At 72.8% G+C, this 24,026-nt stretch carries 24 protein-coding genes; 8 read left to right on the forward strand and 16 right to left on the reverse strand.

Annotation, left to right across the window (positions count from 1 at the left end; genetic code table 11):
- Positions 1-45: 45 nt before the first annotated feature.
- Positions 46-1,545 carry an SCO1417 family PLP biosynthesis transcription factor gene (locus IE124_RS30410; RefSeq protein ID WP_189512559.1) on the reverse strand — a complete coding sequence of 500 codons (1,500 nt, stop codon included), beginning with the start codon at positions 1,543-1,545 and terminating at the stop codon, positions 46-48.
- Between the two features lie 104 nt (positions 1,546-1,649).
- Between IE124_RS30410 and yczE the strand changes: the two genes are divergently transcribed.
- The 4 genes from yczE to IE124_RS30430 all read left to right on the forward strand — a co-directional run bounded on the left by yczE (position 1,650) and on the right by IE124_RS30430 (position 5,389).
- The gene (gene yczE, locus IE124_RS30415) at positions 1,650-2,321 is read left to right on the forward strand and encodes a membrane protein YczE (protein WP_189512561.1); all 672 of its coding nucleotides are present in this window, start codon (positions 1,650-1,652) and stop codon (positions 2,319-2,321) included.
- A 235-nt stretch (positions 2,322-2,556) separates the two neighbouring features.
- A complete protein-coding gene (locus IE124_RS30420; RefSeq protein WP_189512565.1) occupies positions 2,557-3,321 on the forward strand; it encodes a glycerophosphodiester phosphodiesterase family protein in 765 nt (254 codons plus the stop codon).
- A gap of 55 nt (positions 3,322-3,376) precedes the next feature.
- Positions 3,377-4,759: an MFS transporter gene (locus IE124_RS30425; protein WP_189512568.1), complete on the forward strand. Its 1,383-nt coding sequence runs from the start codon at positions 3,377-3,379 to the stop codon at positions 4,757-4,759.
- A 255-nt stretch (positions 4,760-5,014) separates the two neighbouring features.
- Complete coding sequence (locus IE124_RS30430) at positions 5,015-5,389, forward strand: RNA polymerase-binding protein RbpA (protein WP_015032218.1); 375 nt, start codon at positions 5,015-5,017, stop codon at positions 5,387-5,389.
- Positions 5,390-5,534: 145 nt separating this feature from the next.
- Here IE124_RS30430 and fxsA read toward each other — a convergent pair whose 3' ends face one another.
- The 4 genes from fxsA to IE124_RS30450 all read right to left on the reverse strand — a co-directional run bounded on the left by fxsA (position 5,535) and on the right by IE124_RS30450 (position 9,608).
- Entirely contained in the window at positions 5,535-6,128 is a 594-nt protein-coding gene (fxsA, locus tag IE124_RS30435) for an FxsA family membrane protein (RefSeq protein WP_189512571.1), read from the reverse strand.
- 85 nt (positions 6,129-6,213) lie between these two features.
- Positions 6,214-7,026 carry a polyprenol monophosphomannose synthase gene (locus IE124_RS30440; RefSeq protein WP_189512703.1) on the reverse strand — a complete coding sequence of 271 codons (813 nt, stop codon included), beginning with the start codon at positions 7,024-7,026 and terminating at the stop codon, positions 6,214-6,216.
- Positions 7,027-7,438: 412 nt separating this feature from the next.
- Complete coding sequence (locus tag IE124_RS30445; protein ID WP_189512574.1) at positions 7,439-9,100, reverse strand: amidohydrolase; 1,662 nt, start codon at positions 9,098-9,100, stop codon at positions 7,439-7,441.
- A gap of 67 nt (positions 9,101-9,167) precedes the next feature.
- Positions 9,168-9,608: an Lrp/AsnC family transcriptional regulator gene (locus IE124_RS30450; RefSeq protein WP_024760806.1), complete on the reverse strand. Its 441-nt coding sequence runs from the start codon at positions 9,606-9,608 to the stop codon at positions 9,168-9,170.
- 226 nt (positions 9,609-9,834) lie between these two features.
- Here IE124_RS30450 and IE124_RS30455 point away from each other — a divergent pair, with 226 nt between their 5' ends.
- Entirely contained in the window at positions 9,835-10,203 is a 369-nt protein-coding gene (locus tag IE124_RS30455; RefSeq protein ID WP_189512576.1) for a hypothetical protein, read from the forward strand.
- Between the two features lie 117 nt (positions 10,204-10,320).
- On the opposite strand, the gene IE124_RS30460 is transcribed toward IE124_RS30455, so the two are convergent.
- Positions 10,321-11,412, reverse strand: coding sequence for a phosphotransferase family protein (locus IE124_RS30460; RefSeq protein WP_189512579.1), 1,092 nt, complete (start codon positions 11,410-11,412; stop codon positions 10,321-10,323).
- A 10-nt stretch (positions 11,413-11,422) separates the two neighbouring features.
- Positions 11,423-12,559, reverse strand: a complete 1,137-nt coding sequence (locus tag IE124_RS30465) for an Rv3169 family protein (RefSeq protein WP_189512583.1) — start codon at positions 12,557-12,559, stop codon at positions 11,423-11,425.
- A 354-nt stretch (positions 12,560-12,913) separates the two neighbouring features.
- On the opposite strand from IE124_RS30465, the gene IE124_RS30470 reads away from it, so the two are divergent.
- On the forward strand, positions 12,914-13,147 hold the full coding sequence (locus IE124_RS30470; RefSeq protein WP_229833034.1) for a hypothetical protein: 234 nt from the start codon (positions 12,914-12,916) through the stop codon (positions 13,145-13,147).
- Here the strand turns inward: IE124_RS30470 and IE124_RS30475 are convergent.
- The 3 genes from IE124_RS30475 to IE124_RS30485 all read right to left on the reverse strand — a co-directional run bounded on the left by IE124_RS30475 (position 13,110) and on the right by IE124_RS30485 (position 16,003).
- Positions 13,110-14,282: an acyl-CoA dehydrogenase family protein gene (locus IE124_RS30475; RefSeq protein WP_189512586.1), complete on the reverse strand. Its 1,173-nt coding sequence runs from the start codon at positions 14,280-14,282 to the stop codon at positions 13,110-13,112. The genes IE124_RS30470 and IE124_RS30475 overlap by 38 nt on opposite strands.
- A gap of 95 nt (positions 14,283-14,377) precedes the next feature.
- Entirely contained in the window at positions 14,378-14,527 is a 150-nt protein-coding gene (locus IE124_RS30480) for an SCO1431 family membrane protein (protein ID WP_189512589.1), read from the reverse strand.
- Between the two features lie 75 nt (positions 14,528-14,602).
- Positions 14,603-16,003 (reverse strand): C39 family peptidase, encoded by a 1,401-nt coding sequence (locus tag IE124_RS30485; protein WP_189512593.1) that lies wholly within the window; start codon positions 16,001-16,003, stop codon positions 14,603-14,605.
- 193 nt (positions 16,004-16,196) lie between these two features.
- Between IE124_RS30485 and IE124_RS30490 the strand changes: the two genes are divergently transcribed.
- On the forward strand, positions 16,197-16,826 hold the full coding sequence (locus tag IE124_RS30490; RefSeq protein ID WP_189512596.1) for a uridine kinase family protein: 630 nt from the start codon (positions 16,197-16,199) through the stop codon (positions 16,824-16,826).
- A gap of 309 nt (positions 16,827-17,135) precedes the next feature.
- Positions 17,136-19,055, forward strand: a complete 1,920-nt coding sequence (locus IE124_RS30495; protein WP_189512598.1) for an AAA family ATPase — start codon at positions 17,136-17,138, stop codon at positions 19,053-19,055.
- On the opposite strand, the gene IE124_RS30500 is transcribed toward IE124_RS30495, so the two are convergent.
- The 6 genes from IE124_RS30500 to ribH form a co-directional block, all read right to left on the reverse strand.
- Entirely contained in the window at positions 19,049-20,086 is a 1,038-nt protein-coding gene (locus IE124_RS30500; protein ID WP_189512601.1) for a hemolysin family protein, read from the reverse strand. The genes IE124_RS30495 and IE124_RS30500 overlap by 7 nt on opposite strands.
- Positions 20,083-21,525, reverse strand: coding sequence for a hemolysin family protein (locus IE124_RS30505; protein ID WP_229833036.1), 1,443 nt, complete (start codon positions 21,523-21,525; stop codon positions 20,083-20,085). Before IE124_RS30505 ends, IE124_RS30500 begins: the two co-directional genes overlap by 4 nt.
- A 277-nt stretch (positions 21,526-21,802) precedes the next feature.
- The gene (locus tag IE124_RS30510) at positions 21,803-22,255 is read right to left on the reverse strand and encodes a PH domain-containing protein (protein WP_189512603.1); all 453 of its coding nucleotides are present in this window, start codon (positions 22,253-22,255) and stop codon (positions 21,803-21,805) included.
- A 47-nt stretch (positions 22,256-22,302) separates the two neighbouring features.
- A complete protein-coding gene (gene hisG / locus IE124_RS30515; protein WP_189512606.1) occupies positions 22,303-23,151 on the reverse strand; it encodes an ATP phosphoribosyltransferase in 849 nt (282 codons plus the stop codon).
- Between the two features lie 51 nt (positions 23,152-23,202).
- Positions 23,203-23,484, reverse strand: coding sequence for a phosphoribosyl-ATP diphosphatase (locus tag IE124_RS30520; RefSeq protein WP_030493648.1), 282 nt, complete (start codon positions 23,482-23,484; stop codon positions 23,203-23,205).
- A 35-nt stretch (positions 23,485-23,519) separates the two neighbouring features.
- Positions 23,520-24,005: a 6,7-dimethyl-8-ribityllumazine synthase gene (ribH, locus tag IE124_RS30525; protein ID WP_189512609.1), complete on the reverse strand. Its 486-nt coding sequence runs from the start codon at positions 24,003-24,005 to the stop codon at positions 23,520-23,522.
- Between the last annotated feature and the right edge of the window lie 21 nt (positions 24,006-24,026).

The following is a 24,026-nucleotide window of genomic DNA, read 5'->3' on the forward strand; positions in this document are numbered from 1 at the left end:
GGGGTCCGTACCGGCCTCTCGGCCTGTCCTCTGCTCTCCTGGGCCCTACGCCACGAACGAGCGGGGCGACTCCACTCCCCCGCCCATGCCCGACTCCACCAGGCGCGCCGCGGCGGCGAGGCGGACGGCGGCCTCGTCGGCGACCGCGCCGCCGACCGTGAAGGGCAGCCGGACGAAGCCCTCGAAGGCGCCGTCCACGCCGAAGCGCGGACCCGAGGGGACCCGGACGCCCACGCGCTCGCCCGCCTCGGCCAGCCTGGACCCGGAGAGCCCGCCGGTGCGGACCCAGAGCGTCAGGCCGCCCTGCGGCACCGAGAACTCCCATTCGGGCAGCTCCCTGCGGACCGCGGCGACGAGCGCGTCCCGGTTCTCGCGCGCCTGTGCGCGCCGGAGGCTCACTGCCTCCTCCCAGCCGCCGGTCCCCATCAGCCAGTTCACGCCGAGCTGTTCCAGTACGGGGGTGCCGAGGTCCGCGTAGGCGCGCGCGGCCACGAGGGAGCGGATGACGTCGGGCGCGGCCCTGACCCAGCCGATCCGCATGCCGGCCCAGAAGGCCTTGCTGGCCGAGCCGACCGTCAGGACCGTCGAGCCCGCCGGGTCGAAGGCGCAGACCGGCCGGGGCATCTGCACGTCGTCGTCGAGGTGCAGCTCGGTCATGGTCTCGTCGACGACGAGGACCGTGCCCGCCGAGCGGGCCGCGTCCACGAGCTGCCGTCGCTGGTCCTCGTCCGCCAGCGCGCCGGTCGGGTTGTGGAAGTCGGCGACCACGTACGCCAGGCGGGGCGCCGCGTCCCGCAGCACCTGGCGCCAGCGGCCCATGTCCCAGCTGCCGAGCCCCTCGGACATGGCGACGGGGACGAGCCGGGCCCCGGCCTCCCGCATCAGCTGGAGGATGTTGGCGTACGAGGGCGACTCGACGGCGATGCGCTCGCCCCGCCCCGCGAAGAGGTGGCAGATGGCGTCGATGGCGCCCATGGCCCCGGTCGTCACCATGATCTGCTCGGGCATGGTCGGGATGCCCCGCGCCGTGTAGCGGTCGGCGAGCATCTGGCGGAGCGCGGGCAGTCCGGCCGGGTAGTCGCCGTGCGTGTGGGCGTAGGGGGGCAGCTCCTCCAGGGCGCCCTGGACGCCCCGGGTGAGCCAGGGCTCGGGCGCGGGGAGCGCCGCGCAGCCGAGGTCGATCATCGAGCCGAGGGCCTCCGGGGGCAACGGTTCGAGGCCGCGCGCGGGCAGCGGGTTCCCGGCCGGCACGGCCGTCCAGCTCCCGGCCCCGCGGCGGGACTCCAGGAAGCCCTCGGCGCGCAGCGCCTCGTAGGCCGCGGCCACCGTCGTGCGGCTGACGGTCAGGGCGACGGCGAGTTCCCGCTCGGCGGGCAGGCGGGCGGCGACGGGGACGCGGCCCTCCAGGACGAGGAGGCGGATGCCGTCGGCGAGGGCGCGGTAGGCGGGCGGCTTGCGGGCGCCGGGTCCCGCGGGCCTCGGCTGCTGCGCCTGGAGCTGCCGGGCGAGCTGAGCCGGCCCCACCGCCGAAGTCCACTGAGCCATCGAAATCAGTCCACCTTCATCGAATTGGCCATGGTTGGCACCGGATACCCCGCCACAGAGTGTCATGAGCCAGTCCACTACCACCACCCTGGGAGGGCAGTCCCTTGTCCATCGCCTCCGGCCTCCACGGCCGGCACCTCACCCGTCGGCTCGTCCAGCTGTATGTCGGCCTGACGCTGTACGGGGTGAGCTCGGCGCTCCTGGTGCGCAGCGGGCTCGGCCTGGAGCCCTGGGGCGTCCTCCACCAGGGTCTCGCCGAGAAGACCGGACTGACCATCGGTGTGGTGTCGATCGTGGTCGGGGCGGCGGTGCTGCTCCTGTGGATCCCGATCCGGCAGAAGCCGGGTCTCGGCACCGTCTCCAACGTCTTCGTGATCGGCGTGGCGATGGACGGCACCCTGGCGCTGGTCCCGGACGTCCACGGCCTGGCCGGGCAGGTGCCGCTGCTCGCGCTCGGCATCGTCCTGAACGGCGTCGCCACCGGCCTGTACATCGCGGCGCGGTTCGGCCCCGGTCCGCGCGACGGGCTGATGACCGGTCTGCACCGGCTCACCGGCCGGTCGATCCGGCTGGTGCGGACGGCGATCGAGGTGGCCGTCGTCGCGACCGGCTTCGCGCTCGGCGGTTCGGTCGGCGTCGGCACGGTCCTGTACGCGCTGGCGATCGGCCCGCTCGCCCAGTACTTCCTACGGTGGTTCGCCGTACCCGAGCCCGCGCCCCGACCGGAGCCGGCCCGCTCCCCGACCACCACCCTGCCGACGTCCGTCAGCCCCTAGGGGGTGTCGTCAAATTCCCGTCTGCCCCGCGGCGTCTGGTGCGTGCTCTCGGCGTGCCGGGTGGAAGCCCACGTACTGGACGTACGTGGGCTTTCTCCCGGTGCGGCGAGAGTGCGTGCCAGACGCCGCGGGGCAGACGGGAATTTGACGACACCCCCTAGGTCCTGCCCGGCCGATCATGGCCGGACAGGCCCTGGGACACCCCTGGGACACCGGGACAGGCCATACTGCGCCCGTGACTCGCGTACGCCACCCCTACCTCGACCACCCCTCCCCCCTCGCCTTCGCCCACCGTGGCGGCACGGCGAACGGCCTGGAGAACACCGCGGCCGCCTTCCGCCGGGCCTCCGCGGCGGGCTACCGCTACTTCGAGACCGATGTGCACACGACGGCGGACGGCGCGCTCGTCGCCTTCCACGACTCGACCCTCGACCGGGTGACGGACGTCTCCGGCCGTATCCGCGACCTTCCGTGGGCGGCGGTGCGCGAGGCCCGTGTGGCGGGCCAGGAGCCGCTGCCGCTCTTCGCCGACCTCCTGGAGGAGTTCCCGGAGGCCCGCTGGAACGTGGACCTCAAGACCGAGTCGGCCCTGGAGCCGCTGGTGGACCTGGTCCGGCGGACCGGCGCCTGGGACCGGGTGTGCGTGGGGTCCTTCACGGAGTCCCGGGTGGCCCGGGCCCAGCGGCTCGCGGGCCCCCGGCTCGCCACCTCGTACGGGGTGCGCGGGATCGTCGGACTGCGGCTGCGCTCCCTGGGCGTCCCGGCGGCGGTCCGGGCGGGCGCCGTGGCGGCGCAGGTCCCCGAGCGCCAGGCCGGCGTCCCGGTGGTCGACCGCCGCTTCGTGCGGGAGGCGCACGCGCGCGGGCTCCAGGTCCACGTCTGGACCGTGAACGATCCGGACCGGATGAACTCTCTCCTCGACCTGGGGGTGGATGGCATCATGACCGATCATCTGGAGACGCTGCGCTCGGTGCTGACCGAGCGGGGGGCGTGGGTCTGAGCGCGCGTCGAGCCGGCGCGGGGCGGATCACGGGGACGAGCGAGGGGGCGCGGCCTTGACCGCAGACACCACCGAACCGGAGGAGTACGCCTCCGGTCCCGCCGAACGACGGCGCGAGCAGCACGGCTGGTACTTCTACGACTTCGCGTGCTCCGTGTACTCGACGAGCGTGGTGACCGTCTTCCTCGGCCCCTACCTGACCGCGGTGGCGCGGGCGGCGGCCGACGCCGAGGGCTACGTGCACCCGCTCGGGATCCCCGTACGGGCGGGCTCCCTCTTCGCGTACGCCGTGTCGGCCTCGATCGTGGTCGCGGTGCTGGTGATGCCCCTGGTGGGCGCGGTGGCCGACCGTACGGGCCGGAAGAAGCCGCTGCTCGCGGCGGCGGCGTACCTGGGGGCCGCGGCCACGGCGGGGATGTTCTTCCTCGCGGGCGAGCGCTACCTCCTGGGCGCGTTCCTGCTGATCGTGGCGAACGCCTCACTCGCGGTGTCGATGGTGCTCTACAACGCCTATCTGCCGCAGATCGCCGAGCCGGACGAGCGGGACAAGGTCTCCTCGCGCGGCTGGGCCTTCGGCTACACGTCCGGCGCGCTGGTCCTCGTCCTGAACCTGGTCCTGTACTCGGGCCACGACTCCTTCGGCCTCACCGAGGGCGAGGCCATCCGGATCTGTCTCGCCTCGGCCGGCCTGTGGTGGGGCGCCTTCACCCTCGTACCGCTGCGGCGGCTGCGCGACCGGCACGTCCGCACGGACGCGCCGGGGGACGGGGGCGGGGGCGGCAGGGCGGGGGCGGTCGGCGGCGGCTGGCGGCAGTTGCGCGCGACCCTCAAGGACATGCGCCGGTATCCGCTGACGCTCTCCTTCCTGCTCGCCTATCTGGTCTACAACGACGGCGTGCAGACGGTGATCTCGCAGGCCTCGGTGTACGGCTCGGAGGAACTGGGCCTCGACCAGACGACCCTGATCACGGCGGTGCTGCTGGTCCAGGTGCTCGCTGTGGCGGGTGCTCTGGGGATGGGGCGACTCGCCCGGACGCACGGCGCCAAGCGGACGATTCTCGCCTCGCTCGTGGTCTGGACGCTGATCCTCGCGGCGGGATACTTCCTGCCGGCCGACGCGCCCGTGTTCTTCTACTTCCTGGCGGCCGGGATCGGTCTGGTCCTGGGCGGCAGCCAGGCCCTGTCGCGCTCGCTGTTCTCGCATCTGGTGCCGCGCGGCAAGGAAGCGGAGTACTTCTCGGCCTACGAGATGAGCGACCGTGGACTGAGCTGGCTGGGTCCACTCGTGTTCGGTCTCGCGTATCAGCTGACCGGGAGCTATCGGGATGCCATCATCTCTCTCGTGATCTTCTTCGCTGTCGGCTTCGTCCTGCTCGCCCGGGTCCCGGTGCGGCGCGCGGTGGAGGAGGCGGGCAACCCGCTGCCGGAGCGAATTTAGACGCGGCAGTGAAAGGCCGGTAGTGTACGCCTTTGGCCTGCCAGGCGGACCGTTACTGCGTGCTGCTTTGGTGAAGACAGTGAGTCACATCTGATGTCAGATGTGACAAAACGGGCACTGGTGGGTACAACAAGGGGCGGCACGACGGGCGACGCATGACCCGGCACGGGAATCTTTACCGCCGACCGGACGTTGACCGGATAACGACGACAGCGACACCTGTCCTGTGGGCGACAAGCCCGGGAGGCACGATTCATGAGTGAGCGAGCTCTTCGCGGCACGCGCCTCGTGGTGACCAGCTACGAGACCGACCGCGGCATCGATCTGGCTCCGCGCCAGGCCGTGGAGTACGCATGCGAGAAGGGCCATCGTTTTGAGATGCCCTTCTCGGTGGAGGCGGAGATTCCGCCGGAGTGGGAATGCAAGGTCTGCGGAATCCAGGCACTCCTGGTGGACGGGGACGGACCTGAGGAGAAGAAGGGCAAGCCTGCGCGTACGCACTGGGACATGCTCATGGAGCGGCGAACCCGCGAGGAGCTGGAGGAGGTCCTCGCCGAGAGGCTGGCCGTTCTGCGCTCCGGCGCCATGAACATCGCCGTGCATCCGCGCGACAGCCGCAAGTCCGCCTAGCGGACCACCGGTCGAACGACGCCGCGGGGCCCGGTACACACATCGTGTACCGGGCCCCGCGGCGTTTCCGCGTCTACGTCTACGTCTACGTCCAAGAGAAGCTCCGCGCACCCAGGAAGGATGCGCGGAGCGAGTACGGCGCCGGTTACGGCAGCAGGGGCGGGCGGGGCTCCTCGGCCCGACGCGGGCCCTGGCCCGCGTCCTCGCGGACGACCTCGCCCTGGACGACCTTTCCGCCCGGGCGGTGGATGCGCGCCTGCTGGAAGGCGTCCTGGAGGCTGCCGGGAGGCGCCGCGGTCATCCGGCGCTCGACGGCCTTCTCCGCGTACCGCCCGAGAAGGGAGCGGACCTGCGGGATCAGCAGCAGGAGTCCGGCCGCGTCCGAGACGAGGCCGGGGATCATCAGGAGCAGACCGCCGAGCATGAGGAAGCCGTTGCGGTCCTCCGCGCCGGCCCGCTCGTCCGGCGAGGGCGCCTGCCCCGTCTGGGCGGCCGCCTGGGCCTGCTGGAAGGTCGTGGTGAGGTTCCGGAAGGCGCGTCGGCCCGCCCGCTTCACGACGGTGGCGCCGAGGACGGCGCCGCCGATGAGCAGGGCGAGCACGGTCAGCGCGCCCGTCGCGTTCGCCACCACCGTCAGCAGCCAGATCTCCAGGACCAGCCACGCGGCGACGGCGAGGGGAACGAGGGTGCGCGCGCGGGAGCGCTTGGGGGCGAGAGGAGGCGGTGCGCCGGTCGTCATGGCTCCCAGTGTGCCTGGCACCCCGCCGGAACGTCGTAAAGAAAGGATCAGTACGCGCGACGGGGGCAGGACTCCCGGGAAGTGGTCAGGAGGGCTTGCGGCCGAGCAGCTTGCCGACCTTCTCCGCCCGCGCCGTGAGGCCCCAGCCGGTGACCCGCCACAGCGCCTCGACGACGATGTTCCGGCTCATCTTGGAGTCGCCGATCTCCCGCTCCACGAAGGTGATCGGGACCTCGACGACATGGAAGCCGGCGGCGACCGCGCGACGGGCCAGGTCGACCTGGAAGCAGTAGCCCGCGGAGGCCACGTCCTCCAGGCCCAGGCCCTCCAGGGTCTCCTTGCGGAAGGCCCGGTAGCCGCCGGTGACGTCACGGATCGGCACGTCGAGCATCACGCGGGAGTAGAGGCTGCCGCCCCGGGAGATGAACTCGCGGGACTTGGGCCAGTTCACGATGCGCCCGCCCGGCACCCAGCGGGAGCCGAGGACCAGGTCCGCGCCCTTGAGGGCGGTGAGCAGCCGCGGCAGCTCCTCGGGCTGGTGCGAGCCGTCCGCGTCCATCTCCACGAGGACGCCGTAGCCGTGCTCGATGCCCCAGCGGAAGCCGGCGAGGTAGGCGGCGCCGAGCCCCTCCTTGCCCTTCCGGTGCAGGACGTGGACGTGATCGTCCTCGGCGGAGATCTCGTCCGCGAACTTGCCCGTACCGTCGGGGCTGTTGTCGTCCGCGACGAGAACGTGCGCCTCGGGTACGGCTTCCCGCACCCGCGCGACGATCGGCTTGATGTTCTCCGCCTCGTTGTAGGTCGGAATGATCACCAAGGCCTTGCCGAGCGGGCCGTAACGCCTCTGGCCACCGTCGTTCACTACTGCCCCTTCGGATACATACGAGTACCCCACCATAGCGAGGTCCCCGGAGTGCTCCGGCGCGGTGGTCGTGCGGTTACGGGACATATGGGGGCGGTTGCCGTGCGGTGCGGGGCCCGACGTCCTTCGGTCCGACCTGGGATCCGCTGGCTGCGGGTCGACCGAGAGCCGTTGTCTACTGAACGTCCGGGCCCCACCCGGGTCGCACCTTCCGCCGGAGAAACCTTCCCTCGCGGCCGAGGCGCGGGCGGCGGTCGGCGACTGCGGGGCGGTGTGAACCGGTCGGACGTCCTGTGGTGGACCCGGCGAACCTACCCGCCCCCGACCGTCAGCTGTCAACACCCGCTTGACCTGCGAAGACTCCACAAAAGGCCAGGCCGGAGAGGAAGATCCGCAGGTCGGGGACAAGCGTACGGAGCGGTGCGCGGGGGTCGGAAATATCCCTACATCACTCGTTCGGCCGTACGAACACCGTCTGTCCGTACACGACCGTGCGCAGGCAGACCGGGAGCTCCGCTCCGGGCGACAGATCGGGCAGACCGGGCGTGCCGGAGCGGGGGTCGGTGGACCAGCGGGCCACCCGGTCGTCGGGGGCCTGGACGAGGAGTTCGCCGGTGCGCCAGACCGCGTAGTCGGCGGGGGCGCCGGGGACGAGCGTCCCGGCGTCGTCGCGGCCCACGGCCCGCCAGCCGCCCCGGGTGTGGGCGGTGAAGGCGGCCCGTACGGAGATCCGGTGCTCGGGGGTGTGGTGGAAGGCGGCCGCGCGGACCGTGCCCCACGGGTCGAGCGGGGTGACCGGGCTGTCGGAGCCGAAGGCCAGCGGCACACCGGCGCGCAGCAGCGCCGCGTAAGGGTTGAGGGTCCTGGCCCGCTCGGCGCCGAGCCGGTCGGCGTACATGCCCTCCTCGCCGCCCCAGAGCGCGTCGAAGGAGGGCTGGACGGACGCGGTGAGGCCCAGTTCGGCGAAGGCGGCGATCGTCTCGGGGGTGAGCATCTCGGCGTGCTCGACGCGGTGCCGGGCGGCGCGGATCCGGGCGAGGCCGAGCTTCTCGGCGGCCGCGCGGATGCCCTCGACGACGGCGGTGAGGGCGGCGTCCCCGATGGCGTGGAAGCCGGCCTGGAGGCCCGCCTCGGTGCAGGCCACGACGTGGGCGGCGACGGCGTGCGCGTCCAGGTGGGCGGCCCCCGTCGGGGCGGTGCCGGCGTGGGCCGCGTGGTCCGCGTACGGCTCGTGGAGGCAGGCGGTGTGGGAGCCGAGGGAGCCGTCGGCGAAGAGGTCGCCGGCCGCTCCGAGGGCGCCCAGGGCCCGCGCGCGCTCGATGTCGAGGTCCGCCCAGTAGCCCACGACCCGGGGCCCGGCCTCGGCGCGGGCGAGGTCCATGAGGCCCGTGAAGTCCGCCTCGGAGGAGATCTGGAGGCCGCCGCACTCGTGCAGGGTGCCGATGCCGAGGGAGGCGGCGTGGCTCCGGGCGGCGCGCTGTGCCTCCGTGCGCTGCGCCGGGGAGACGGCGGCGAAGGCGGCGGCGCGGACGGCGTGATGTGCGTCACCCGTGAGCGGCCGCTGGCCGTCGTGGAAGCCGTCGAGGTCGCGGACGCCGGGGACGAGGTCGAGGAGGGCGGTCGTGACGACGGCCGAGTGGACGTCGATCCGGGTCAGATAGAGCGGACGGCCGCCGGCGAGCCCGTCGAGCTCGTCCCGGGTGAGCGGGCGGCGCTCGGGCCAGCGGGAGGCGTCCCAGCCGTGGCCGATGAGGATGCGGTCCGCGGGGCGGGCCGCGGCGTGGATCCGGATCAGCTCCGCCGCCTCGGCGAGCGAGGCGGCGGAGGACAGGTCGAGGCCGGTGAGGGCGAAGCCGCTGGCCGTGGTGTGGACGTGCGCGTCGACGAACGCCGGGGTGACGAGCGCGCCCTCCAGGTCGACGACCTCGTCCACGCCGGAGGCGAAGGCGTCGGCCGCGCCCTCCGAGCCCACCCAGGCGACGTGCCCGCGCTCCACCACCATGGCGGTGGCGAAGGGATCGGCGGGGCTGTGGACTTCTCCGCCGCGCAGCAGCACCGTGCGCTGCTCGGCGGCGGAGGCGGGGGACACTGCGGACGCGGACTCACTCATGCGACCAGGCTAGGCCGTGCGGGGACCCGGTTTGTCCGGCAGGTCCCCCCCGGCGGGTGGCGCGCGGTCAGATGCGGGGCGGTCGGGCCTCGTACGGGGTGGACAGGACGACGGTCGTGCGGCTGGACACCCCGGCCTGCGAGCGGATGCGGCTGAGCAGGTGCTCCAACTCCAGCGGCGTCGCGACCCGGACCTTGAGGATGTAGTTCTCCTCGCCCGCGACGCTGTGGCAGGCCTCGATCTCCGGGATGTCGGCGAGCCGGTCCGGGGTGTCGTCGGGGGCGCTCGGGTCGAAGGGTTTGACCGAGATGAAGGCGGTGAGCGGCAGACCCACGGCCTCCGGGTCGACGACGGCGGCATAGCCGCGGATGACTCCGCGCTGCTCGAGCCGGCGGACGCGCTGATGCACTGCCGAGGTGGACAGGCCGGTGGCCTTGCCCAGGTCGGTGTAGCTCATGCGCCCATCCTTGACGAGCAACTCGACGATCTGACGATCCAGCTCCTCCATGCGGTGACCCTAGTGCGCCGCGAGCGCCATGGGGCAACCGGGGCCGACCTGTATAGGGCGCTATGGGCGGTCACGGGGCACCTGCGACGGGCATGTGACGAACGCCACAGGTTTGCACCCGGCCCGGGGTCCCGGCTCACGGTTATGCGGAGTTCCGCATGGGAAGTGCTTGCTGTGGTCGAGGCCGTCACAGACCCGGCCGACGCACCCGAGGGGGAGATTCTCCATGCAGGATCCTGTTGAATCCGTCGACACGTTCGACGAGCTCGACGCGTACGACACTTTTGAGATGTTCCGGGTCGTCTGCCCGGAGTGCGTGCAGCCGATCGCGCTGCTCGCCGACGAGGACGTGCTGCCCGAGCACGCCCAGTGCCCCACGCCGTGGAACCCCTTCGTCCTGACGGTCTGCCGGGGCACCGGCCTGCCGGCGTCCGCGGCCCGCCCGGCGGACGACAGCCTGGAGGTCCAGGAGCAGGACACCGCGCTGCTCCTGACGCTCCCCCAGGGGCTCGACTGGCGGACGCAGCCCTTCTCGCACGTCGGCGGTCCGGGCTCGCGCCCGCTGCGGGTGCCCCAGATGCGGCGCGCCGCCTAGGGGGTGTCTTGCCGATCAGGCCGGGCTCGCGGCGTGATCGACAAGACACCCCCTAGAGCCTGATCCACGAGACAGGCCCTGTCTCGTGATCGGCGGCGCCCGCTGCGGGCGCCCGCCTCACCAGTAGCTTCCCCGCACCATCGCCGCGAGCGTGGCGTGGTGCAGGATGAGAGCGTCCGGGTCGGCGGGCACCTCGACCTCTCCGAAGTGGGCCTGCCTGTAAGCGATCCTGAGCATCACGATCGCGTGCCGCAGCGCCGCGTAGAGCGTGTGGAACTCCATGTCGCGCGGGGTGTGCCCGGTCAGTTCCGCGTACCGCCGCTCGATCGCGTCGCGGCGCAGGAAGTCGGGCAGGCCCGGCTGCCCGAAGGAGACCGTCAGGTCCTGGAAGAAGCGCGCGAGGTAGACCGTCCAGCCGAGGTCGACCTCGCGCGGGACGCAGGACGCCATCTCCCAGTCGAGGACGGCGGCGGGCGTGAAGCCGTCGTAGACGATGTTCCCGATCCGGGCGTCGCCCCAGCCGAGGACGGCCGGGCCCTCGTCCGCCGGCCAGTGCGCCTCCAGCCAGTCGAAGGCGGACTCGATGAGCGGCGAGGGGGCGATCCCCTCCACCACCCAGGCGTAATAGGCGCGTTGGGCGTCGACGTGGCGGCGCAGCGGGGTGCCCGCGCCGTCGGGCAGCAGGAACTCGGCCTCCTTCGCGGGGAACTGGTCGTGCAGTCGAGCCAGTACGGCGACGGACTCGTCCTCCAGGAGGGCGCGTTCGGTGTCGGTGGCGGCGTGCAGCCAGTTCCCCTCGTACGTGTAGGGCATGACGTCCGGCGGCACCCGGCCCTCGGCGCGGGCCATCACGAAGAAGGGGGCGCCGAGCGGTTCCGGGTCCTCCTCCAGCCACAGCACGCGCGGCACGGGGACGTCGGTGTACTCGCCGACCAGGTGCATCACGCGGTGCTGCCGTGCCATGTCGTAGACGGGGAAGACGGTGTACGCGGCGGGGTCGGCGGCCAGCCGCAGGGCGCAGCCGCGCACGGAGGCGTCGGGGTGGTCCAGGTCGAAGAGCAGGGTCTCGCTGGACATGCCGTTGGACCCGGGCACGGCGAGGCCGGTGACGCGGGCGCCGGGGAGGTGCCGGTCCAGCCAGGCGGTGAGCCGCCGGCCGAGCTCCTCGGGGTCGCGGGTGCTGGTGCGGGGACGGGGCGCGGTCGCCATGTCAGCCTCCTCAGCGGGCCGTCGAGGTGTGGTCGGCGAAGCCGCTGGGGTCGTGGCGGCCGAAGGAGCCGTGCTCGAAGATGCCGTAGCCGGTGTGGCCGTCGAGGGTGAAGCGGGCGGCGTGGTCGGTGACCCCGTAGGCGGCCATGGGGTGCGCGGACGGGTCGGAGAGGTCGTAGACGCGCCGGTCGGTCCAGCCGCGGCCCTGCCAGGTGCCGTGCTGCCAGTCGGTGGCGGGCGGGTAGCCGGCGCCGACGGCGAGGGGCGAGGAGGCGAGGATCTCGACGCCGATCTCCAGCGGCTTCCCGGCCGGGTCGGCGAGGTGGACGACGGCCCGCTCGGGGTGGCGGGTGCCCGGGCGGTACGTGATGTCGGTGCGGGGCCAGCCGAGTTGGGTGTCACGGTGGCCGTTCCGCACGAGCAGGGCCTCGTTGAGCGTGCGGTAGCCGTCGGCGTTCTCCTGGGCGATGACCATGAGGAAGCGGTCCTCGAAGCGCATCGGGATCCAGAGCCAGTGGAAGCCCTCGGGGCGGAACTCGGCGGCGCGGCCGGGTTCTTCGCCCGGTATCGGGCGGACTCCCCAGCTGCGGTCGCGGGTTCCGGTCCACTCCCCCTGGATGACGGTGAACTCCTCGCCGCCGGCCCTGATCGTGCCCGCGCAGTGCCCGGCCTGGACGAAGCGGCGGCCTTCGATGGTGAGGCGGCCGCCCTGGCGCTGGGTGTGGTGGGGCTCCCAGACGGCGGGGAAGTCGCCGGTCCAGGTGAGATCGAAGGAGAGCCCTTCGGGGTCGTCGGGGGCGGCCTCGCAGTGGAGGGAGAAGCGCTTGAGGGGTTCGTCGACGGTGATGGTGAGGGGGCCGACGGTGAGCTTCGTACGGTCGTCGCCGAGGGCGTCGGAGGCGCGGACGGCGTGCAGCCGGTCGCCGGTGCGCAGGGTCGCGTAGGCGTCGATGACACCGGTGTTCGGGTAGACGCCGAGGCCGGCGATGAGAAGGGCCCTGCCCTCGTGGTCGAAGACGTGGAAGATGCAGCGGTCATAGGCGTTGCGGTCGCTGCTGACGTGGTGCTTCATCGAGAGCGGGGCCTGGTGCACGGGGTATTCGTCGAGCGCGACGGGCCGGTCCTCTACCTGCCGGTTCACCGACATGCCTGACCTCCTGATCGGCGGGTGGTTCCGCGTCGGCGGGTGCTTCCGCGATGAGAGCTGACGGTACGTCAGGTAAATGCCGGGGGACCAGAGTCGCGCACCGGGTACCGGGCGAACTGCCGCACGAATCCGGTCGGCGGTGACCCCGGCCGTCCGGAAAGCGTTGGTCCGGGCATGACCACGCTGTACACGACTCCCAACGGCTACGGTCGGCACCGGCAGGCCGAACCGCATGGTGAAGAATCGGTTCCTCATAGGGCGCCGGTGCCCCCGCAGGCACCCGCCCCGGCCCCGATGCCCGCACCCTCCCCGGCCCCGGCCCCGATGCCCGCACCCTCCCCGGCGCCGGCCCCGATGTCCGCACCCGTCCCGATGCCCGCACCCGTCCCGATGCCCGTGCCGGGCCCCGCCCCCGCCCTCGCCGACCCGCCCATCTACCAGGACGTCCTCAGCCTCTGGGCCAGCCAGGGCCGCACCCTCCCCGGCCGCCGCGACCAGGAGTGGAACCGGCTCGCCGCGGGCCCCGTCTGGGCCGACCGGACCGTACGCGTCAGCGGGACTCTGGTCCGACGAGGTGACGTGCGATGACCACCCGCTGGATCTGATTGGTCCCCTCGACGATCTGCAGCATCTTCGCCTCGCGCAGATACCGCTCCACCGGGAAGTCCGCGGTGTAGCCGTACCCCCCGAGCACCTGCACCGCGTCCGTCGTGATCCGCATCGCGGCGTCCGTGCAGAAGAGCTTCGCCATGGCCGCGGACCGCCCGAACTCCCGCCCCTCGTCCCGGAGCCGCGCCGCCTCCAGACAGAGCGCCCGGCCCGCCTCCAGTTGGGTCGCCATGTCGGCGAGCAGGAAGCGGAGCCCCTGGAAGTCGGCGATCGGCCGCCCGAACTGCCGGCGCTCGCGCGCGTACGCCACGGCCTCGTCCAGCGCCGCCCGGCCGAGCCCGACCGCGCAGGCGGCGATGCCGAGCCGCCCCGAGTCCAGGGCGGCGAGCGCGATGGCGAAACCCTGCCCCTCCGCCCCGAGGAGCCGCGCGTCGGGGACCCGTACACCGTCGAAGTGCAGCTGGGCGGTGGGCGAGCCCTTCATGCCCATCTTCCGCTCGGGCCGGGCCGCGCTCAGCCCCGGCGCGTCCCCCGGCACCAGGAAGGCGCTGATGCCGCGCGCCCCCGGACCGCCGGTGCGGGCCATGACCGTGCAGAAGTCGGCGATCCCGCCGTGGGTGATCCAGGCCTTGGTGCCGTCGATGACCCACTGGTCGCCGGCCCGGACGGCCCGGGTCCGCAGCGCCGCCGCGTCCGAGCCCGCGGACGGTTCGGAGAGGCAGTACGCGCCGAGAAGGCCGCCGCCGAGCATCGCCGGCAGGTGCTCGGCCCGCTGGTCCTCGGTGCCGAAGCCCGCGAGCGCGTGGCAGGAGAGGGTGTGGACGCTGACTCCGAGACCCACGGTGAGCCGGGCGGCGGCGAGCTCCTCCAGGACCTGCAGATACACCTCGTACGGCTGGCCTCCCCCGCCGTACGCCGGGTCGTACGGGAGTCCGAGCAGCCCCGACCGGGAGAGCAGCGCGAAGAGCTCGCGGGGGAACACGCCCACCGCCTCCTCCTCCGCGGCGCGCGGGAGGATCTCCCGCCGGGCGATGTCACGGACCAGGGCGAGCAGCTCCCGGGCCTCGTCGCTGGGCAGGCGGCGCTCCACGCCGCCGGCGGGGCTTTCGGACATGGCCGGGTGCTCCTCCCTGGCGGGCGGCGCGAGCGTGCGCGCACGGGGTCGCGGGGAGTATGCCCGTTCCGTCCGGGGGCATCACACGGCCTGCGTCACATGAGGCCCGCCCGGGTGACGAACCCGGCGAGCACGACGACCAGGGTCCAGCCGAGCACGTGCTCCAGGATCTTGGGGCCGTCTCCGTCCCGGGGGCCGCCCGTCCGGGCGCGGGAGAGGAATCGGGCGTAGGTGGTTGCGGTCATGGCCACCACAGTGCGGCACGGGGGCGGCCCCGGGGTAGAGACGTCGGTCACGTCCCCCGGGGCCGCCCGCCCCGGTCAGCCGATGCCGAGGGCCGCGAGGGCCCTGCGCTGGGCGGGCGAAGGACGGTCCGGGAAGTAGAGGTAGCAGACCCCGCCTGTGCCGGAGACCACTCGCCCGCTCGCGTTGTAGCGCTTGGTCCGGAGCCAGATGTTCTCCCACTCGCGTCGCGGGTAGATCCGGCGGACCGCCTCGTTGCTCGGGGAGGCGGGGTCGTTGGCGATGACGTCGCCGGTCGCCGTGAAGCCGATGACGGTCATGAGGTGGCCGAAGGTGCCGTAGCCGGCGCCGGTCAGTTCCTCCTTGAGGAAGGACTGGGACGTTATGGCCGGGATGCCCGCCCGGACCAGGGTTTCGAGCTCCGTGAGCGAGCGGAGCCGGGTGACCACGGCGTTCATGTCGGGGTACGTGGCCGCGTAGGCGGCGTTGAAGGGCCAGTTGCCGCAGCCCTCGTACTGGTGGTCGTAGGTGAAGCGGGCCGCGTGGCAGACCTGGGGGTCGGCGAAGTCCGGGTTCACCCAGGCAAGCTGTTCGGCCGAGGGGCGGCGTCCCCAGTACTCGACGATCATCTGGGAGGAGGTCGGGCTGCACCAGGCCTCGCCGCCGTTGTCGTACTCGGGGTACTGCCCGACGTGGGTGTTCTGCGAGTAGCGCGGCACGGTCAGCTCGCGGGCGGGTCCGGGTTCGGAGGCCGGGACGGTGAAGCGGTCCGGGACGTCCGAGGCCATCGCGCCGAGCCGCCACACCGTGGGGGTGAGGCCGCTGCCCGGGGTGCGGTACAGCGTCAGGCGGAGGCGGTAGGAGGTCAGCCGGAGGCCGCTCGCCGCGTCGTCGATGGCGAAGGTGTCGGTCCAGACGGAGCTCTTGCCGTCGGTCTGGTCGTCGACCGAGGTGCGCCGGATGTCGCCGTCGCCGGAGGCCCAGCGCCCCAGCACGTACCAGGGGGTGTCGGTGGCGTCGGAGTACGTGCCGGACAGCTCGACCTGGAGCCAGGTGCCGGGCGGCGTGTGGGCGTTCCAGGAGGCGATGACCTCGGTGGCGGGCACGGTCGAGGTGTGCGCGGGCGAGGTCCAGCTCGCGTACTCCCAGGCCGAGGTCCGGCCCGTGTGCGGGTCGGCGTACTCGGTGCGGCCCGCGGGGGTGGCGAGCACCAGCCCGGGGCGGCGTCCCGCGACCGCCTTCGTCCCGGCCGCGCTGCCGCACCTCCAGTCGGTGTAGGAGTGCCAGAAGCGGTTGTCGACCAGGCCGGGAGCCGGTGTGTGGCCCTGGGCGGCTCGGTCGGCCGCCGCGCCGGGGTCGGGGGCCGCGGGGCCGTCGGGGGCGGTCGCCGAGGCGGGGACGGCGGTGGCCGCGGCCGTTCCCGCGGCGGCCGCGAGAGCCGCGGCGAGGACGGTTCTGCGCGGGGTGGAGCTGGTCATGGGCGGTGACCCCCAGTCGAGAACGAGTCGAGAACGGTGGGCGTACGGGCCTGCTGCGCGGGCCCACTATCCCGGCTGGCGCGGGGCGTCCGCCAGCACTTCGCCCCGCGTCGCCGAACCAATATTGGTCTCGACCACTGACGGTGGTACCTCCCTGACCTGCGGCGGTCCCCGACTCCCCTACCCTGGGCCCATGACCGACCTCGACCACGCGGCACACGCCCTGCTCCGGCTCCCGCCCTCCTGCGGACCGGTCCGGCTCGTCGCGGTCGACGGCCACGCCGGCTCCGGGAAGTCCACCCTCGCGGCCCGCCTCGCCGGCGCCCTCGGCGGCGCCCCCGTCCTCCACCTCGACGACCTCGCCACCCACGAGGAGCTCTTCGCCTGGACCGGCCGACTGCGGCGGCAGGTCCTGGAACCGCTCTCCCGGGGCGAGACCGCGCAGTACATGCCGTACGACTGGACCCACCGCTGCTTCGGCGAGGCCCGCGCACTGCCGCCGGCCCCGGTCGTCCTCGTCGAGGGCGTCGGCGCCGGCAGGGCGGTGGTGCGGCCGTTCCTGGCGTGGCTGCTGTGGATGGAACGAGCGCCCGAGGAGTCCTGGACCCGGGGGCGGCACCGGGACGGCCCGGAGCAGACCGATTTCTGGGACGGCTGGACTCTGGCGGAGACTCGCCACTTCGCCGAGGACCCCTCCCGGCCCTTCGCCGACACCCTGGTACGGGAGCGTCGTGAGGGGTACGACTGGCTTCCCGGGCCCTCTGCGACAGCGGGCCAGGACCAGATCATCACGCACCGTGACGGCTCGATGTCCGCGAATTGAGGGGCTGGAAGTCCGCTTCCGCAAGTGCTTCAACACCGCTTGACCCCGGGGGCGTACAGGTCTTACGTTCTCAATGTGCGGCTTTTCGGAGCCGCCTCGGACACGAAGCCCCCGGTTGTTCCCCCGTGATCGGGGGCTTCGTTCTGTCCCGATCACCCCCTCGGAAGCCCCCTCGCGCCCCCCGACGCTCACCCAGGGTCACTGCTTCCGGATCATGCGCTTCTCCTTAAGCGCACACCCCCTGCGCAGGTACGATGCCCCCAGGTGCGGTCAAATCCCGTCCATGCGAAGACGGTTGTGGGGGACCCGATGGACATCGGCACGCAGGGCTCGCTTGCCCCCGCCGAGCTCGCCTGGCTGCGCGGAGTCGACGCCTACACGATGGGCGCCTATCCGCAGGCGGAGGACGAGTTCCGGACGGCGGTACGGATCGACCCCGGGATGGCGGACGCCTGGCTCGGGTTACACGCGCTCCGGGTCGACACCACGACCGCGCTGCTGCGCATGTACCGCAACCGGGAGCGCTTCGGCGAGCAGCGCACCCGGCACCGCCGCACGCTGAACTCCTGGTACTGGCTGGGCTGGTGGGTGCAGCCCGTCCTGGAGAAGCCGCGTGACCTCCTGCTCGCCCACGCCTCCCACTGGCTCGACGGCCGCCACGTGCCGGAGCTGGACCGGGCGCTCGCCGGACTCCCCCCGGTCGACACCGACCCGCAGGTCCGCTTCCTGCACGCCTGCCGCGCCTATCTCGTCAAGGACTGGGACCAGCTCGTCCGCCATACGGAGACCCTCGTCGACGACCCGTTGCTCGGCATCGAGGCGGGCCTCTTCGGCGGCATGGCCCGGGTCCGCCTGGAGATGTACGGCCAGGCCGAGCCGCTGCTCTCGGCCTCGCTGATGCGCTGCCGCAGCGAGCAGCCGCAGCGCAAGGAGCTCCGCTACTGGCTCGCCCGCGCCCACGAGGGCACCGGGCGCAGCGCTGCGGCGCTGCCGCTCTACCGGGCCGTGCACCGGATCGACCCGGCTTTCATGGACACGGCCGCCCGGCTCGCGGCCATCGCCGAGTACGACGGCTTCGAGGGGTACGACGGCGTGGACGACCCGTCCGGCCTCGCGACGGTCGCCCTCGGCACCGTCGGCGGCGGTCTCGGCCAGGAGACCGTGGACACCGCGCCCGGCCCGGACCCGGAAGCCGGGGCGCTGGGCGACGGACTGCGGCTCGCGCCGGAGCCCGCACCGCCGGTCGTTCCCGTCGCTCCGCCCGAGACCGTACGGCAGAAGGCGTCTTTGCCCGGGCAGCCGGGGCCGCCGCGCTTCCCCGCCGGGCCCACCGACCCCGTCCTGCTCGCGGAGGCGCTCGCCGAGCTGGAGGGCATGGTCGGGCTCGACCCGGTGAAGCGGCAGGTCAAGGCGCTCTCCGCGCAGCTGGAGATGGCACGGCTGCGCGCCGAACAGGGGCTCCCCGTCCAGCCTCCTAAGCGCCACTTCGTCTTCTCCGGCCCGTCCGGGACCGGCAAGACCACGGTCGCCCGGATTCTGGGCCGGGTCTTCTACGCCCTCGGGCTGCTCGGCGGCGACCACCTCGTGGAGGCCCAACGGGCCGACCTCGTCGGAGAGTTCCTCGGCCAGACGGCGGTCAAGGCCAACGAGCTCATCGACTCGGCCCTCGGCGGGGTGCTCTTCGTCGACGAGGCGTACGCGCTCTCCAACACGGGCTACAGCAAGGGCGACGCCTACGGCGACGAAGCCCTCCAGGTCCTGCTCAAGCGGGCCGAGGACAACCGCGACCATCTGGTGGTCATCCTGGCCGGCTACCCCGAGGGCATGGACCGGCTGCTCAGCACGAACCCCGGCCTGTCCTCCCGCTTCACCACGCGGGTCGACTTCCCCTCGTACCGGCCGCTCGAACTCACCGCGATCGGCGCGGTCCTGGCGGCGGCCAACGGCGACGGCTGGGACGACGAGGCCCGGGACGAGCTCCGCTCGATCAGCGGACACGTCGTCGAGCAGGGCTGGATCGACGAGCTGGGCAACGGCCGCTTCCTGCGCACCCTGTACGAGAAGTCCTGCGCCTACCGGGACCTGCGGCTCTCCGGCTACCCGGGTACACCGACCCGGGACGACCTCGCGACCCTCCGGCTCGCCGACCTCATGCAGGCGTACGGCGAGGTCCTGTCGGGCCGCGGTCCGATCGACCGCGGCCCGCAGCAGGAGCCCCCGGGCTACTGACCCACGGGCAGCCGGTGGGCGGGGTCACGGACTTCGCCCACCAGCATCTCCAGGACGTCCTCCAGGGCGACCAGGCCGAGGACCCGGCCCGAGCCGTCCGCGACCTGCGCCAGATGGGTCGCGGCCCTGCGCATCACGGTGAGGGCGTCGTCGAGGGGCAGCTCGGCGCGGAGCGTCGCCATGGGCCGCCACAGCTGGTGCGGTACGGCCCGCTCCCGGTCCTCCAGGTCGAGGACGTCCTTCACGTGCACGAAGCCCATGAAGGTGCCGCGCGCCTCGGCGCGGACCGGGAAGCGCGAGTAGCCGGTCCGTACGGTCAGGTCCTCGATCTCGCGCGGGGTGACGGACGGCGGGACCGTCACCAGGGAGGACTGGGCGATGAGGACGTCCGTCACCGGGCGGCTGCCCAGTTCGAGGGCGTCCTCCAGGCGCTCCTGCTCGGCCGGGTCGAGCAGCCCGGCCTGGCCGGCGTCCTCGACGAGCCGGCCGAGCTGCGTCCGGGTGAAGACCGCCTCCACCTCGTCCTTCGGCTCGACCTTGAACGCCCGCAGGACGAGCCGGGCGCAGGCGCCCAGCGCGGCCGTGACCGGCCGGCAGAGCCGGGCGAAGCCGACCAGTGCCGGGGCGAGCCAGAGCGCGGTCCGCTCGGGCGCGGCCATCGCCAGGTTCTTCGGGACCATCTCGCCGATGACGAGGTGGAGGAAGACGACCGCGGCGAGGGCGATGACGTATCCGAGCGGGTGGATCAGGCCCTCGGGGACGCCGACCGTGTGGAAGACCGGTTCGAGGAGCCGGGCCACCGTCGGTTCGGCGACGGCGCCGAGGGTCAGCGAGCAGACGGTGATGCCGAACTGGGCAGCCGCCATCATCTGCGGCAGGTTCTCCAGACCGTGCAGGACCTGCTGGGCGCGGGCGCCGGCGAGCGGTTCGATCTGGCTGCGGCGGACGGAGACGAGCGCGAACTCGGCCCCGACGAAGAAGCCGTTGGCCAGTACGAGGACGAGGGCGAACAGCAGCTGGAGCGTGCTCATCGGACGCCCTCCGCGACGAGCGGGGCGCCGGTGTCCGTCGCGAGCGGATCGGCGTACGGCTCCGGGGCCGGGGCCGGTGCCGACCGGTTGCCCCGGTCGAGGACCGGGGCGTGACCCGGCTCCGGCTCAGGGCCGGTGCGCACGAGCCGGACGCGCCCGGCCCGGTAGCGGTCGACCTGGCGCACCGAGAGCCGCCAGCCGGGGAGCTCGGCGCGGTCGCCCGGGGCGGGGATGCGCCCGAGGAGGTCGGCGACGAGCCCGGCGACGGTCTCGTACGGCCCGTCGGGCACGTCGAGGCCTATCCGGCGCAGGGTGTGGACCCGGCAGGATCCGTCGGCCTCCCAGGCGGGGCGGCCGTCCTCGGCGGGGGCGGCGGCCAGCTCGGGGTGGCCGTCGGCGGGGGTGTCGTGCTCGTCGCGCACCTCGCCGACGAGCTCCTCGACGATGTCCTCCAGGGTGACGACGCCGGCCGTACCGCCGTACTCGTCGACGACGACGGCGATCGGCTGCTCCCTGCGCAGCTGCTCCAGGAGGGCCTGGGCGGGCAGCGTCTCGGGGACGAGGAGCGGCGGGACCGCGATCCGGCCGACGGGGGTGCGCAGCCGGGCGTGCGGGGTGACGGCGAGGGCGTCCTTGAGGTGGACCATGCCGACGATCTCGTCGATGCGGTCTCGGTAGACCGGGAACCGCGAGAGGCCGGTGGCCCGGGTGAGGTTGAGGACGTCGGCCGCGGTGGCGTCCCACTGGAGGGCGCTCACCTTCACGCGTGGGGTCATGACCTGGCCGGCCGTGAGGCCGCCGAGGGAGAGCGTCCGTACGAAGAGGTCCGCGGTGTCCTGTTCGAGCGCGCCGGCCAGGGCGGAGTGCCGGGCGAGCGAGACGAGCTCGCCGGGGGTCCGGACGGAGTCCAGCTCCTCGGTGGGCTCGACGCCCAGGAGCCGTACGAGCCGGTTGGCGACGCGATTGAGCAGGGCGATCACCGGGCGGAAGAGCGCGGAGAAGCGGCGCTGCGGGGTGGCGACGAAGCGGGCGACCTGGAGCGGCCGGGAGACCGCCCAGTTCTTCGGTACGAGCTCGCCGACCACCATCTGGACGGCGGAGGCGAGCAGCATCCCGACCACCACCGCCACGCCGGAGACGGCCCCTTCGGGCAGGCCGGTCGCGGTGAGGGGCCCGTCCAGCAGGCCGGCGAGCGCGGGCTGCGCGAGCATGCCGACGACGAGCGAGGTGAGCGTGATGCCGAGCTGGGTTCCGGAGAGCTGGAAGGACAGCTCGCGCAGGGCGGTGACGACGGTGCGGGCGCGCCGGTCGCCGGCTGCCGCGGCTCGCTCGGCCTCGGCGCGCTCGACGGTCACGAGACCGAACTCGGCGGCCACGAAGAAGCCGTTGGCGAGGATCAGGAGAAAGGCCGCGGCGAGCAGCAGAAGGGAGATGATCATGCCGCCGCCTCCTGGGAGGGGGCGGCGCAGGTACTACCGGACGATCCGTCCATTGCTGGAGGGAGTCACTCCTCGGGTCGAAGGGCGGCCCCGCGGGCCGTGAAGACGCGGCCCTGCACACGCGAGGCGGTGGTGCCGCTCGGGCACCACCGCCTCCAGAGTAGTCACGCCAACGCCCCGGGGGGCAGGGGGTCCGACCCGGATGGGGGACGGATCCGGGTTCTCCCGCCCGGGATCCGTTCGCCTTCCGGTCCTCGTACGACCGCCAGGCCGGGTGTCAGACCCGCTCCGCGACCGTCCCGCGGCTGTCGGCCAGGGCCCGCAGGGCACGGGCGTCCCGGATGGCCGCTTCCCTGGCGATTCCGGGCTGGATGCCGAGCGCCGGCAGGCTGGTGCCGTCGCTCAGGTCGAGGAAGACCCAGGCGTCGCCGGGGCGGAGGTTGACCTTGACGATCTCCGCCCAGGCCAGCCGCCGGGTCCGGGTGATGTTGACGACCGTGACGCCCTCGTCGTCGGCGACGACCTTGGGGCGGCTCAGCAGGACGAGGATCCCGGAGAGCAGCGCGGCCGTGAAGACGAAGCTGGCGCGCTCCCCCGGACCCAGCCGCTCCAGCATCAGCGCCACGACGGTGACGACGACGAACATCGTGACGCTCAGGGTCAGCAGGACCGCCCGGGTCCGCCCGGGACGGAAGGTGACCGGAAGGGCGGGCAGCGGTGCATCGGACATCGGGGGCTTCCTCCGTGCCTCGGGGGGTGGTACCGGCTGGGCGGCCGTCAGAGGCGGCAGGCGTGGATGGCGGTGGTGAGGATGGCGCGCGCGCCGATCTCGTACAGGTCGTCCATGATCCGCTGCGCCTCCTTGGCGGGGACCATCGCTCGGACGGCGACCCAGCCCTCGTTGTGCAGCGGGGAGACGGTCGGCGACTCGAGGCCCGGGGTGAGGGCGACGGCCTGCTCCAGGTGCTCGGCGCGGCAGTCGTAGTCCATCATCACGTACGAGCGGGCGACCAGGACGCCCTGGAGGCGCCGCATGAACTGCTGCACCTGCGGGTTGTCGTCGGCGGCGCCGTGGCGGCGGACGACGACGGCCTCGGAGGTGAGGATCGGCTCGCCGATGACCTCCAGGCCCGCGTTGCGCAGGCTGGTACCGGTCTCCACGACGTCGGCGATGACCTGGGCGACACCGAGCTGGATCGCGGTCTCGACCGCGCCGTCCAGGTGGACGACGGAGGCGTCGATGCCCTGGTCGGCGAGGTGCTTGGCGACGATGCCCTCGTAGGAGGTCGCGATGGTCATGCCACCGAAGTCCTCCGGGCCGTTCGCCGTGCCCGGCCTGGTGGCGTAGCGGAAGGTGGAGCGGCCGAAGTTCAGCGCGAGGATCTCCTCGGCGCTGGCTCCGGAGTCCAGGAGCAGGTCACGGCCGGTGATGCCGATGTCCAGCTTCCCGGAGGCGACGTAGATCGCGATGTCCTTCGGCCGCAGGTAGAAGAACTCGACCTCGTTGTCGGGGTCGATGACCACGAGCTCCTTGGACTCCTTGCGCTGCCGGTAGCCCGCCTCATGGAGCATTGCCGACGCAGGTCCGGAGAGGGAACCCTTGTTGGGAACGGCGATGCGCAGCATGAGGTGAGCTTCCTTTGCCTGGGAGTTTTCGGAACGGTGGGACGGGTGTGCTCAGAGGTGGGCGTAGACGTCGTCGAGCGAGATCCCGCGGGCGACCATCATCACCTGCACGTGGTACAGCAGCTGCGAGATCTCCTCGGCGGCCGCTTCCTTGCCCTCGTACTCGGCGGCCATCCAGACCTCGGCGGCCTCCTCGACGACCTTCTTGCCGATGGCATGGACGCCCTTGCCCACCAGTTCCGCGGTGCGCGAGGTGGCCGGGTCGCCGGTCTCTGCCTTGAGCTTGAGCTCGTCGAAGAGCTCTTCGAAGCTCTTCCGGGTTTCGTTCGCCATGATGGTCCTAAGAGTACGGGGTGGGGGCGTGCTACCTAGCGCCAGGGTTCGCTGACCGTGCGCAGTGTGGTGGCGGTGGCGACAGCGGCGGTGACCGCTTCGTGGCCCTTGTCCTCGGAGGAGCCTTCGAGGCCGGCCCGGTCGAGGGCCTGCTCTTCGTTGTCGACGGTGAGGACGCCGAATCCGACGGGTACGCCGGTGTCGATCGAGACCTGGGTGAGGCCGTGGGTCACGCCCTGGCACACGTACTCGAAGTGCGGGGTTCCGCCGCGGATGACGACTCCGAGCGCGACGATGGCATCGTAACCGCGCCCGGCGAGGACCTTCGCCACGACCGGGAGCTCGAAGCTGCCGGGGACGCGCAGCAGCGTCGGCTCGTCGATGCCGAGCTCAGCGAGGGCGCGCAGGGCGCCGTCGACGAGGCCGTCCATGATCTTCTCGTGCCACTGGGCCGCGATGACCGCGACCCGCAGGTCGCCGCAGTTCTTCACGCTGAGGACGGGTGCGCCCTTGCCGCTCATGTTTCTCCTTGCCGGTGGATA

Source organism: Streptomyces narbonensis (assembly GCF_014649015.1).
GTDB classification, from domain to species: Bacteria; Actinomycetota; Actinomycetes; order Streptomycetales; family Streptomycetaceae; genus Streptomyces; species Streptomyces narbonensis.

What these genes read in the sequence shown, in the direction of transcription:
- IE124_RS30410 (WP_189512559.1), bottom strand. Translation starts at nt 1,545, where the DNA reads ATGGCTCAGTGGACTTCGGCGGTGGGGCCGGCTCAGCTCGCCCGGCAG.
- IE124_RS30430 (WP_015032218.1), top strand. Translation starts at nt 5,015, where the DNA reads ATGAGTGAGCGAGCTCTTCGCGGCACGCGCCTCGTGGTGACCAGCTAC.
- fxsA (WP_189512571.1), bottom strand. Translation starts at nt 6,128, where the DNA reads ATGACGACCGGCGCACCGCCTCCTCTCGCCCCCAAGCGCTCCCGCGCG.
- IE124_RS30440 (WP_189512703.1), bottom strand. Translation starts at nt 7,026, where the DNA reads ATGGTGGGGTACTCGTATGTATCCGAAGGGGCAGTAGTGAACGACGGT.
- IE124_RS30445 (WP_189512574.1), bottom strand. Translation starts at nt 9,100, where the DNA reads ATGAGTGAGTCCGCGTCCGCAGTGTCCCCCGCCTCCGCCGCCGAGCAG.
- IE124_RS30450 (WP_024760806.1), bottom strand. Translation starts at nt 9,608, where the DNA reads ATGGAGGAGCTGGATCGTCAGATCGTCGAGTTGCTCGTCAAGGATGGG.
- IE124_RS30455 (WP_189512576.1), top strand. Translation starts at nt 9,835, where the DNA reads ATGCAGGATCCTGTTGAATCCGTCGACACGTTCGACGAGCTCGACGCG.
- IE124_RS30460 (WP_189512579.1), bottom strand. Translation starts at nt 11,412, where the DNA reads ATGGCGACCGCGCCCCGTCCCCGCACCAGCACCCGCGACCCCGAGGAG.
- IE124_RS30465 (WP_189512583.1), bottom strand. Translation starts at nt 12,559, where the DNA reads ATGTCGGTGAACCGGCAGGTAGAGGACCGGCCCGTCGCGCTCGACGAA.
- IE124_RS30470 (WP_229833034.1), top strand. Translation starts at nt 12,914, where the DNA reads ATGTCCGCACCCGTCCCGATGCCCGCACCCGTCCCGATGCCCGTGCCG.
- IE124_RS30475 (WP_189512586.1), bottom strand. Translation starts at nt 14,282, where the DNA reads ATGTCCGAAAGCCCCGCCGGCGGCGTGGAGCGCCGCCTGCCCAGCGAC.
- IE124_RS30480 (WP_189512589.1), bottom strand. Translation starts at nt 14,527, where the DNA reads ATGACCGCAACCACCTACGCCCGATTCCTCTCCCGCGCCCGGACGGGC.
- IE124_RS30485 (WP_189512593.1), bottom strand. Translation starts at nt 16,003, where the DNA reads ATGACCAGCTCCACCCCGCGCAGAACCGTCCTCGCCGCGGCTCTCGCG.
- IE124_RS30490 (WP_189512596.1), top strand. Translation starts at nt 16,197, where the DNA reads ATGACCGACCTCGACCACGCGGCACACGCCCTGCTCCGGCTCCCGCCC.
- IE124_RS30495 (WP_189512598.1), top strand. Translation starts at nt 17,136, where the DNA reads ATGGACATCGGCACGCAGGGCTCGCTTGCCCCCGCCGAGCTCGCCTGG.
- IE124_RS30500 (WP_189512601.1), bottom strand. Translation starts at nt 20,086, where the DNA reads ATGAGCACGCTCCAGCTGCTGTTCGCCCTCGTCCTCGTACTGGCCAAC.
- IE124_RS30505 (WP_229833036.1), bottom strand. Translation starts at nt 21,525, where the DNA reads ATGATCATCTCCCTTCTGCTGCTCGCCGCGGCCTTTCTCCTGATCCTC.
- IE124_RS30510 (WP_189512603.1), bottom strand. Translation starts at nt 22,255, where the DNA reads ATGTCCGATGCACCGCTGCCCGCCCTTCCGGTCACCTTCCGTCCCGGG.
- hisG (WP_189512606.1), bottom strand. Translation starts at nt 23,151, where the DNA reads ATGCTGCGCATCGCCGTTCCCAACAAGGGTTCCCTCTCCGGACCTGCG.
- IE124_RS30520 (WP_030493648.1), bottom strand. Translation starts at nt 23,484, where the DNA reads ATGGCGAACGAAACCCGGAAGAGCTTCGAAGAGCTCTTCGACGAGCTC.
- ribH (WP_189512609.1), bottom strand. Translation starts at nt 24,005, where the DNA reads ATGAGCGGCAAGGGCGCACCCGTCCTCAGCGTGAAGAACTGCGGCGAC.